This is a genomic window from Streptomyces sp. SYSU D01066-1 (genome assembly GCF_054956795.1).
This window is the reverse complement of the sequence record NZ_JBUDHV010000014.1, coordinates 109,830-120,150: the sequence shown is the minus strand read 5'-3', so window position 1 is coordinate 120,150 and position 10,321 is coordinate 109,830. Positions and strand designations below refer to the sequence as shown.

The 10,321-nt window shown below is 76.6% G+C and carries 8 protein-coding genes; 4 read left to right on the top strand and 4 right to left on the bottom strand.

Annotated features, from left to right (window positions below; translation table 11 throughout):
- Positions 1-35: 35 nt before the first annotated feature.
- The 4 genes from ACY1JF_RS16255 (at position 36) to ACY1JF_RS16240 (ending at position 4,632) form a co-directional block, all read left to right on the top strand.
- Positions 36-368 (top strand): DUF3140 domain-containing protein, encoded by a 333-nt coding sequence (locus ACY1JF_RS16255; RefSeq protein WP_462705832.1) that lies wholly within the window; start codon positions 36-38, stop codon positions 366-368.
- A 756-nt stretch (positions 369-1,124) separates the two neighbouring features.
- Positions 1,125-2,339 (top strand): lycopene cyclase family protein, encoded by a 1,215-nt coding sequence (locus ACY1JF_RS16250; protein ID WP_462705831.1) that lies wholly within the window; start codon positions 1,125-1,127, stop codon positions 2,337-2,339.
- Positions 2,336-3,067: a methyltransferase domain-containing protein gene (locus ACY1JF_RS16245; RefSeq protein WP_462705830.1), complete on the top strand. Its 732-nt coding sequence runs from the start codon at positions 2,336-2,338 to the stop codon at positions 3,065-3,067. The genes ACY1JF_RS16250 and ACY1JF_RS16245 overlap by 4 nt, the downstream gene beginning before the upstream one ends.
- Positions 3,064-4,632 (top strand): FAD-dependent oxidoreductase, encoded by a 1,569-nt coding sequence (locus tag ACY1JF_RS16240; RefSeq protein ID WP_462705829.1) that lies wholly within the window; start codon positions 3,064-3,066, stop codon positions 4,630-4,632. The genes ACY1JF_RS16245 and ACY1JF_RS16240 overlap by 4 nt, the downstream gene beginning before the upstream one ends.
- A gap of 142 nt (positions 4,633-4,774) precedes the next feature.
- On the opposite strand, the gene ACY1JF_RS16235 is transcribed toward ACY1JF_RS16240, so the two are convergent.
- The 4 genes from ACY1JF_RS16235 to ACY1JF_RS16220 are packed head-to-tail and all read right to left on the bottom strand — an operon-like array spanning position 4,775 to position 9,471.
- Positions 4,775-5,785, bottom strand: coding sequence for a DUF5914 domain-containing protein (locus tag ACY1JF_RS16235; protein WP_462705828.1), 1,011 nt, complete (start codon positions 5,783-5,785; stop codon positions 4,775-4,777).
- Complete coding sequence (locus ACY1JF_RS16230) at positions 5,782-6,774, bottom strand: phytoene/squalene synthase family protein (protein ID WP_462705827.1); 993 nt, start codon at positions 6,772-6,774, stop codon at positions 5,782-5,784. The genes ACY1JF_RS16235 and ACY1JF_RS16230 overlap by 4 nt, the downstream gene beginning before the upstream one ends.
- Positions 6,761-8,332 carry a phytoene desaturase family protein gene (crtI, locus tag ACY1JF_RS16225; protein ID WP_462705826.1) on the bottom strand — a complete coding sequence of 524 codons (1,572 nt, stop codon included), beginning with the start codon at positions 8,330-8,332 and terminating at the stop codon, positions 6,761-6,763. Before crtI ends, ACY1JF_RS16230 begins: the two co-directional genes overlap by 14 nt.
- Complete coding sequence (locus ACY1JF_RS16220; protein WP_462705825.1) at positions 8,329-9,471, bottom strand: polyprenyl synthetase family protein; 1,143 nt, start codon at positions 9,469-9,471, stop codon at positions 8,329-8,331. The genes crtI and ACY1JF_RS16220 overlap by 4 nt, the downstream gene beginning before the upstream one ends.
- Between the last annotated feature and the right edge of the window lie 850 nt (positions 9,472-10,321).

Genomic DNA, 10,321 nt, shown 5'->3' with positions numbered 1-10,321 from the left:
AGGACCAGGAGGGCGAGAACGAGGAGTGACGCCGCGTGGACGACGACGAGCGGAAAGAGACCTGGGACGAGTTCCGCGCACTGGTGAACATGAAGCCGGCCGACCTGCGGAAGTGGCTGGCCTCGGAGGAGTCGAGGGACGCCGGGCAGCACAAGGACGGCGAGGAGTCCACGGGGCACGCCTCCGGCCGCCGGATCGTGGACATCCTGGACGCGAAGAAGGGCGACCTCTCGGACGAGGACTACCGGCACATGAGGAAGGTCGTCGGCTACATCCACCGGCATCTCGCCCAGCGGCCCCCGGGTGACGTGACGGACACCCGGTGGAGGCATTCGCTCATGAACTGGGGTCACGACCCCCTGGCATGACGGCCTGACGCACGCGTCCCCCGGCGGGACCCGAGCGGCACCACCCCCACGGCTCGCCGCTCCCTGCTCCGTACCGGTGAGATCGGACCGGCTGGACGCCGTCGGACGGCCGGTGGACGCGCGCGGGCTGCTTGTCTGACTTGTGCCACGCACCGGACCATGCAAGGAGCACCGCTGTGCCGTCAGAACGTTCGGCCCCCTCCTACACCGTGCCCGGGATGAGTACGCGGGACAGCCAGCAGATCATCGGACTGCACCGTGCTGCCGGTCGCACCCGGCGCGTCCACGGACGGCCCAGGGCCCGGAGCAGTGCCGGGGGATGGACTCGTCGGTTTCGTGACCAGGAGTGAAGCGTGGAGCTGAGCGGTGCTCGTGTTCTGCCGGGCTGTGTGACGGGAGTGCCTGCCGGTGCCATCGGGATGCCGGGCGGTGCGGTTGCCCCCCGGCCGGTCACCCTCCGGCCGGTCACCCCCGGCCGGTCGGCCGGGGTACGCGCGTGACCGCCGCGGGAGGCGGGCCGAGCCGTCCGGCTCACGCCGGGCGAGCGGGGCCGGACGCCCCGGCCGTTCGTTCCGGCGCCTGCGGCCCCGCGCCCGCCACGTGCTTCCGCGCGGCGGCCGGCCCCCTGGAACCCCGGTCGGCGACCACCGCCGGCACCGGTGTGGCGACCGCCACCGGCACCCACGCCCCGCGCGCGGACGCCGGGCCCCCGCGTCCGGGCACGGGCGGAACGCCCCCCGGCGAACGGCGGGCCCGGTGACACCCGGCCCCGCCGTCACGTCCGACGTGGTCGTCGTCGGCGGTGGCGCGGCCGGCCTCAGCCTCGCGCACCGGCTGACGGAGACCGGCGCCGCCACCGTGACCCTGATCGAACCGCCGGAAGGCCCGCCGCGCCCGGCGGAGCGGACCTGGTGCTACTGGGGGGAAGGCGCCGACGGGCTCGAAGAGGCCGTCGGCGCGTTCTGGTCCGTGCTGCGCGTGCACGGCCCCGACGGCCGGCCGGTCACCGTCGACCCGGCCCCGTTCACCTACCGCATGGTGCGCTCCACCGCGTTCGAACGGCTGGTGCACGGCCGGCTGGCGCGCTCGGCCGGCGGGCGCGTCCTGCGCGCGACGGCGGAAACGGTGCGCGACGTGCCCGGAGGCGCGGAGGTCCGGTGCGCGCTCCCCGGGGGCCGGCCCCTGACGCTGCGCGCCCGGCGGGTGTTCGACTCGCGTCCGCTGCGCGCCCTGCCGCCGGCCCGGACGCGGTTGCTGCAGCACTTCCGCGGCTGGTTCGTGCGCACCGGCACCGACCGGTTCGATCCCGCGGTCGCCGATCTGATGGACTTCCGGGTGCCCCAGCCGGCCCACGGGCTCGCCTTCGGCTACGTCCTGCCGCTGGCGCCGGACCGGGCGCTCGTGGAGTACACCGAGTTCTCCGGCGGTGCCCTGACCACCGAGGCGTACGAGGCGGCACTCGGCCAGTACTGCCACGGCGTCCTCGGGCTCGGCGCGCTCACCGTGGAGCGGACGGAACAGGGGATCATCCCCATGACCGACGCCCGCTTCCCGCGGCGGACCGGCGAGGCGGTCTTCCGCATCGGATCCGCGGGCGGCGCGACCCGGCCGGCCACGGGCTACACCTTCGCCGCGGTGCAACGGCAGAGCAGGGCCATCGCCGCCGCCCTGCGCGACCGGCACGGGACCGTCCCCGCACCGCACGGGCGGCGAGCGCTGGCCATGGACGCGATACTGCTGCGGGCCCTGGACACCGGGCGGATCAACGGCCCGGACTTCTTCACCGGCCTCTTCCGCCGCGTCCCGGCCGAACGCCTGCTGCGCTTCCTCGACGGCACGACCTCACTGCGCGAGGAGTGGGGCATCGGGCTGCGCACCCCGGTCCTGCCGATGCTGTCCACCGCGGCCGAACTGCCCTTCCTGCCCCGCCGCCCCCGGCCCACCGCGACAACCGGAGAGAGCCACCGATGAGCCTGCTGCGCGACCACGCCCTGGCCCGCGCCTTCGACCACGCCTCCCACAGCTACGACCACCTCACCTCCCTCAACCCCGGCTACCGCACCGGCCTCCTGCGCTCGGCCCGCCGTCTGCGGCTGCCCGACGACGGAGCCGGACTGCACATCCTCGACCTCGGCTGCGGCACCGGCGCCTCCACCCGGGCCCTGCTCAGGGCCGCCCCCCGGGCCCGGATCACCGCCGTGGACGCGTCGGCGGGCATGCTGCGCCGCGCACGGGCCAAGCCGTGGCCCGCACGGGTGCGCTTCCTGCACCTGACCGCCGAGGAGGCCGCGACGGCGGGCGAGGGCCCCTTCGACGCGGTCTTCGCCGCGTACCTGTTCCGGAACGTCACCGACCGCGACGCGGTCCTGAGGAGTGTCCGGACCCTGCTGCGGCCGGGCGGACGTCTCGCCGCGCACGAGTACAGCCTCAGCGGCTCGCGGGTGCACCGGGCCGTGTGGACGGCGGTGTGCCGCGGGCTCGTCGTCCCGGCGGGCACGCTCACCGGCGACCGCGCCCTGTACCACCACCTGTGGCACAGCGTCGTCGCCTTCGACACCGCCCCCGCCTTCGCCGACCGGCTGACCCGGGCCGGCTTCACCGCGGTGCGCGTCGCCCCGGTCACCGGATGGCAGACGGGCATCGCGCACACCTTCCTCGCCCGCAACGGCTCGGCCACGGCGAGGGAGCGCCTCCGGTGACCGCCCGCCGCACCGGTGCCCCCCGGCGGGGCCGTGACCGCAAGGCCGAGGTACTGACGCCCGCACCCGGCGCCGAGCGTTTCCGGCGCGGGGACGAGCCGTCCGTCGCGGTGATCGGCGGCGGCATCGCCGGTCTGGCCGCGGCCACCCTGCTGGCCGAACGCGGCGCCCGCGTGACGCTGTACGAGCAGGAGGACGCGCTCGGCGGCCGGCTCTCCGGCCGCCGCACCGTGCTGGCGGACGGCTCCGCGGTGACCATGACCCGAGGCTTCCACGCCTTCTTCCGCCAGTACTACAACCTCCGCGGCCTGCTGCGCCGCACCGACCCCGCCCTCGCGCGGCTCACCCCGCTGCCCGACTACCCCCTGCGGCACAGCGGCGGCCTGACCGACAGCTTCGCCCGTGTCCCGCGGACCCCCCCGTTCAGCGCGCTCGGATTCGTCGCCCTGAGCCCCACCTTCGGCTGGCGGGACCTGGCCGCCATGGACGCCCGGGCCGCGCTCCCGCTCCTCGACGTGCGCGTGCCCGAGGTGTACGCACGCTTCGACGACGTCACCGCCACCGGCTTCCTGGACAGCGTGCGCTTCCCCCGGGCCGCGCACCACCTGGCCTTCGAGGTGTTCTCGCGCAGCTTCTTCGCCGACCCGCGCGCGCTGTCCGCCGCCGAACTGCTGCTGATGTTCCACATCTACTTCCTCGGATCGGCCGAGGGCCTGCTCTTCGACGTCCCGAGCGAGCCCTTCCCCCAGGCGCTGTGGGATCCGCTGGGCGACTACCTCCAGCGCCTCGGGGCGGACGTGCGCACCGGCGTCCCCGTGCACGCCGTCCTGCCGCGCGAGGGCGCGGGAGCGGACGTGCGCACCGGCACCGGTGCCGACCGCCACCAAGCCGTGGTGCTCGCCCTGGACACCGCGGGACTGCGCCGGGTCGTCGAGGCGTCGCCCGGCCTGGGCACCTCCGGCTGGCGCGAGGCCGTCACCGCCCTGCGCACCGCACCGCCGTTCCTCGTCTCCCGGCTCTGGCTCGACCGGCCGGTCCGTCCCGACCGGCCCGGTTTCCTCGGCACCAGCGGCTACGGCGGGCTGGACAACATCAGCATCCTGGAGCGGTACGAGGGCGAGGCCGCCCGCTGGGCCGCGCGGACCGGGGGCTCGGTGGTGGAACTGCACGCCTACGCCGTCGACCCCGCGGCGGAACGGAAGGACGTGCAGGACGCGCTGGCCGGCCGGCTCCACCAGGTGTACCCGGAGACCCGCGGGGCGCGCGTCGTCGACGTCCGGCACGAGTGGCGCTCGGACTGCCCGCTCTTCGAGGCCGGTTCGTACCACCGGCGCCCCACCGTGCGCACCCCGCACCCGTGGCTGACCCTGGCCGGTGACGCGATCCGCTGCGATCTGCCCGTCGCCCTCATGGAGCGCGCCGCCACCACCGGCTTCCTGGCCGCGAACGCCCTCCTCGCCGACCGGGGGGTACGGGGCCAGGTGCTGTGGACCGTCCCCCGGGCGGGCCGGTCGCCCGTGCTCCGGGCGCTCGGGGCGGTCGCGGGACGCCGCCCGCCCCGCTGACCGGCCGTCCCGCTGACTGCCCGTTCCGCTGACTGCCCGTTCTGCTGACCGGCCGTCCTGCTGGCTGCCCGTCCCGCTGACCGCCCGCCCCGCTGCCGGCGGTCTCGCGGGCACCGGCGCCCGCGAGACCGCCGGCGCCCGGTCACCCGGGGAACCGCCCGGTGCTGCGCAGCGCCCAGCGACGCTCGGCGTAGGCCAGGTCGTCGCGCCACAGGCGCCCGGCCGTACGGCGCATCAGCACCCGCAGCACGGGGGCGGCGGCCCGGGCGAGGGCGAAGCCGGGCCGGTCCGAGGCGGCGACGACCGCCTCGACCACGGCGGTGCGCGGGCGTTTGTGACCAGGACCCGTGAGCGGGGTCGCGTGCGTCTCCACCACGGACGTGGCGCCCTCACCGCCGGTGATGCGCATGACGACCGTGCGCGGCTCCGGCGCGGTGAACTCGGCCCGCACCGGCACCACCAGGCGCCCGGCCACCCGGAAGGAGACGTCGACGACGAAGACGTCGTCCTCCTCGCCCCGCGGCTCCCGCACCACCGACAGGTCGACGAACGAGTACGGGTGGAACCACGAGCCGTGCCACGGGTCGAGCCGGTTGGCCACCACGTCCTGGGGCTCGCAGCGCCCCACCGCCGTGAACACCGCGTCCACCCCGCTGCCCGCCGCGGGCCGCACGGGCACCACGGGCCGCTCGGTGGGCTCCTCGCCGCCCGCCCCGTCCAGCCTGACCCAGACCAGCACGCCGTCGTCGTACGCGGGCAGCGGCCGCCAGCCGGCGAACGCGGAACCGTCCAGGGCCAGTCCGTGCCAGTGGCACACCAGCTTGTCGCAGACCACCCGGCTGTCGCGCAGGGGAGCACCGAGGTGCGGGCAGATCCCCGGGCCCGCGCGCAGTTCACCGCCGTCCGTCCGCCACAGCACGACCTCCACCCCGCCGACCGTCCTGCCGTACGGGCGACCGCCCGCGCGCACGTCCCGGGAGGCGCCGGCCACGAACCAGTTGCCGGACGGACGGGCGGACGCCCGCTCGAGCGCGCCCTCGATGAGCGCCGGCCGCGCCCGGCGCCAGGTCGGTGGCTGCGCCGCCCAGTCCGGGCCGGCCCGCCGGCGCAGCAACGGCGGCCTCCAGCGCTTCCGGTCCGCCGGCCCCCTCACCGCGCGGTTTCCTTCCACTCCAGCGCCGGCCCGCCCGCCGCCGCTCCGCGCCGCGCGTGAGCGCGCCACCGCGCGCCGGCCACGCGCAGCGCACCCGCCGCGGCGGTGGCCGCGCGGCGCCGGCGGGGCACCACCGCGCGGCGATGGAGCACGGTGTAGTCCCGCTCCGCGATGGCGTCGAGGATCGCGCCGTACAGGGTGAACGCGGTGCGGACGCAGGGACGCACCCGCGGATCGAGCATGGCGATGCCCGGCTCCGCCGCCCGGTACACGTCCCGCGTCATCGCCTCCGCGGCGACGAGGGCCGCGCGGATGCGCGGATCGCGGCCTCCGGTGCGCCGGCTCCACTCCAGCAGCCCCCTGTCCACCCCGTGGGCGGCGAGCAGGTCGCCGGGCAGATAGACGCGGCCCCGGTCGAGGTCCTCGCCCACGTCCCGCAGGAAATTGGTGAGCTGGAACGCCACACCGAGCGCCGCCGCGTGCGGGGCCGCCTCCTGCCGGGGCACGACCGTGCCGAGCACCGGCAGCATCTGCAGCCCGATCACCGCGGCCGAACCGTGCATGTAGCCCCGCAGGTCGGCGTAGGTGGGATAGTCCGTGACGGTCAGGTCGGCGCGCATGGAGGACAGGAAGTCGGCGAAGAGGACGTGCTCGATGCCGTACCGGTCGGCGGTGTCGGCCACGGCGCGGACCACGGGTTCGTCCCCGCCGCCGGCCAGCAGCCCGCTCGCGAGGTCCCTCTCCAGGCGGCGCAGCAGCCGGTCGCGCTCGTCGGGGGTGCGCCGCCGGTCGAGGTCGTCCACGATGTCGTCGGCCCAGCGGGCGAAGCCGTACAGGGCGTGCACGGCCGAACGGCGCTCCAGCGGCAGCAGGCGGGTGGCCAGGAAGTACGTCCTGCCGTGGCGGGCGTTGAGCCGCCGGCACCGGGTGTAGGCGGAGCGCAGCGCGGGATCGGTGATGCCGGCCGCCGCCAGTTCACGACGGGTCATCGGCACCTGCCGCGGCCGGGACGCGGGGCCCGGTGGCCGTCCCCAGGGGCGGACGCGCCCGGCCGGGCCGCGGGGCGGTGCCGCCGGTGACGCGGGCGGCGGCGAGCTTGCCGCTGATGAGCACCGTCGGTACGCCGACGCCCGGAGTGGTCCCGCAGCCGGCCAGCACCACGTTCTCCACCCCTCGTACGAGGTTGCGCGGGCGGAACGGACCGGTCTGGGCGAACGTGTGGGAGACCGAGAAGGGACTGCCCGCCGCGTGGCCCCGCGCCGCCCAGTCGAGCGGGGTCACCAGGAGCTCCTCCCGGACGCTGTCGGCGAACCCGTCCAGGCCCCGGCGCTCCAGTTCGCCGACCAGGCGGTCGCGGTAGCGCGGTCCCAGGTCCCGCCAGGCGGCGGCCGGGGGACCGACCGTGGTGTTCGGGCAGGGGGCGAGGACGTAGTGGAGGTGGCGTCCCGGCGGTGCCAGGGCGGGATCGTGCGCGGTCGGGCGGGTGATCAGCACGGAGGGGTCGCTCATCAGCTCACCGGTGCGGGTCAGTTCCTCGAACGTGCGCTCCCACGCGGCGCCGAAGGAGAGCGTGTGGTGGGCGAGGTGCGGCCAGGTCCGGTCGGTGCCCGCGTGCAGGACCACGGCGGACGGCGAGTGACGCAGCCGTGCCGGACGCCGGGGCGGGCGTCCCAGCAGCCGGTAGGCGGCGGACAGCTCACACGTGAGCACCACCGCGTCGCACGGGACGCGCTCGCCGGACGCCAGGCGGACGGCCCGTACGCGGCCTGCCGAGCGCTCCAGAGCGGTCACCCCCGCCCCCCAGCGCAGATCCGCGCCGGCGCGTGCCGCCGCGTCGGCCATGGCGCGGGGAAGCGCGTGCACACCCCCCTTCGGGAACCAGACGCCGGCCACGGTGTCCATGTAGGCGATCACCGCGTAGGCCGCGAGCGCCCGCGCCGGGGCCACACCGGCGTACAGGGCCTGGAAGGAGAAGACGCGGCGCAGGCGCTCGTCGGAGAGGAAGCGTCCGACACGGCCGTCCAGCCGCCCGAACCCGCCCAGCGCCGCCAGCCGGGCCAGGTCGGGGTGGACCAGCTGGAACGGCGAGTCGAAGTTCGTGTCGATGAAACGGCGCATCTGCGCCCGGTACAGGCGCTCCAGCCACCGCCGCAGGTCGCGGTAGCCGGCCGCCTGCGCCGGCCCGGCGAAGCGCCGCACCTCCGCCTCCATCGCCGCGCCGTCGGTGTGCACGTCGAGCGAGGACCCGTCCGCGAAGCACGCCCGGTAGGCCGGGTGCAGGGCCATCAGCTCCACCCGGTCGTGAAGGCTGTCGCCGACCGCGGCGAACGCCTCGTCGGCCAGGTGCGGCATGGTCAGCACGGTGGGACCGGTGTCCACCCGGTAACCGCCCAGCCGTACGCGGCCGGCCCGGCCGCCGGGACCCGCGTCCCGCTCGACGACGGTGACCCGGCGGCCCGCGCCCAGCAGGTGCAGCGCGCAGGCCAGCCCCGACAGGCCGGCGCCCACCACGACGACGTGGTCGGTCGGCCCCGGCACCCTCCTCACGCGACCTCCTCGGCACGGCGCGGGGCCGTGCCCGTCGCGCGCCGGACGAGCGCGGCGAACTCGCGGCGTACGGCGGGGGGCGCGCCGGTGCGCTCGAAGTGCCCGAGGCTCATGTCCGCCAACTCCTCGATCTCCGTCTCCACCAGCTCCCGGGCCCCGGTGCGCTCCAGTGCCGCCCGCATCCGCTCCGGGGTGTACCCGGACGCCGGGTCCGCGTCCGGTCCGAGCCAGGCGGCGGCGTGGCGGTCCCCGGCGGCGTCCGCGAGCCGGAGGGCGACGGCCAGCAGGTAGGTCAGCTTGCGCGACCGCAGGTCGTCGTCGGCCGGTTTGCCGGTCAGCGCCGGGTCGCCGAAGGCGCCGAGCAGGTCGTCGCGGAGCTGGAAGGCCACACCGGCGCACCGGCCGGCCGCCCGCAGCGCGTCCAGCAGGTCCTCGTCGGCCCCGGCCAGCGACGCGCCCAGGGCGAGGGGCCGGGCGACGGTGTACCGGGCGCTCTTCAGGGTGGCGATGGCCAGCGCCTCGTCGGCACCGGACGAACGAGCGGCCTGGGCGCGCAGGTCGCGGTACTGCCCGGCGACCATCTCGGTACGCATCGCCCGCCACTCCTCGTACAGGCGCCGTCCGTGCGGCGTACCGAGCGCGGTCTCCGTCAGCAGGTCGTCCGCCCACGCCAGCGCCAGGTCGCCGGCGAGCACGGCGGCGGACGTCCCGAACGACTCCGCGCAGCCGTGCATGCCCGCGGCCCGGTGCCCGCGGGCGAGTTCGACGTGCAGGGCGGGGGCGCCTCTGCGCCGCGGTGATCCGTCCATCACGTCGTCGTGCACGAGGGCGCACGCCTGGAGCAGTTCGAGGGCGGCCCCCGTGCGCAGTACCGCGGTGGTGTCGCCCGAGCCGCCCGCGGCACGCCAGCCGCAGCAAGCGAACGCCGCGCGCAGCCGTTTGCCGCCCCGCCCGGTCAGCGTCGCCAGGCGCTCGGCCAGCTCCTGGGCGAAGACGCGGTCGACGGCACGGCAGTGACGCAGGCGTACGTCGAGGACCCGCTCAAGGACGGTGCCGACGGCGTTCGCGGCGTCGGACGCGGTGAGCGGGGCGTCGACGGGTTCGGCCGGCGCGGCCGTCATCGGCGGCATTCCGATCATGCACAACCCCTTCTCACTCCGGTTGGTCGCACCTCGGTGACTCCGCCGGGTGCGCTGTGACGGATGCGCTGATTCCTGCCCGCTGCGGCGCCGTTTCCGGGTGACCTCACTCCAAGGGACGAACGGCGCGGGGTCCCCGGCGGCTGATCGCCCCGGGCGGAGCGGGGCCGGGCCGGCCACCGGAGGGCCGGTGCACGACGGGCGCCTCCCCGGCCGCGGCCCCGGCCACGCCGGAGCGGGCGGCGGAGCGGTGCGCGCGCCCCGGCGGCCGCCCGCGGCCCTGTGCGCCCGACGGTCCCGCACGCGGCGGCGACCGCGTGCACCTCCCGGCCGGCCCCGCACCGACGACGAGCCGGCCGCCTCGGCGGCGCGGCGACGTGCCGGGGCGTTCGGACGGCCGGCGGGGAAGGCCCGTCGGCCGGGCGCGTCGGAGCCGGCCGCGCGGATTCCCGGATCGAGCGCGAACGGCGGCACCGCCCCGTCCGCCGCCCCGGCGCGGCGTGCGGCAGCGGGCGGTGGTGGGCGGTGGTGGTGCGGACACGGGTCCGAGAGGGGCAGAACGGTCGGCGGACACGGGTCCGAGAGGGGCAGGACGGTCGGCGAACACGGGTCCGAGAGGGGCAGGACGGTCGGCGGACACGGGTCTGAGAGGGGCAGGACGGTCGGCGGACACGGGTCCGAGAGGGGCAGGACGGTCGGCGGACACGGGTCCGAGAGGGGCAGGACGGTCGGCGGACACGGGTCCGAGAGGGGCAGGACGGTCCGCGGACACGGGTCTGAGAGGAGCAGGACGGTCCGCGGACACGGGTCCGAGGCTGGCAGGACGGTCGGCGGACACGGGGTCCGAGGC

Excerpts from the sequence above, each read along its gene's own strand:
- ACY1JF_RS16245 (WP_462705830.1), top strand. The coding sequence starts at position 2,336 with ATGAGCCTGCTGCGCGACCACGCCCTGGCCCGCGCCTTCGACCACGCC.
- ACY1JF_RS16230 (WP_462705827.1), bottom strand. The coding sequence starts at position 6,774 with ATGACCCGTCGTGAACTGGCGGCGGCCGGCATCACCGATCCCGCGCTG.
- ACY1JF_RS16220 (WP_462705825.1), bottom strand. The coding sequence starts at position 9,471 with ATGATCGGAATGCCGCCGATGACGGCCGCGCCGGCCGAACCCGTCGAC.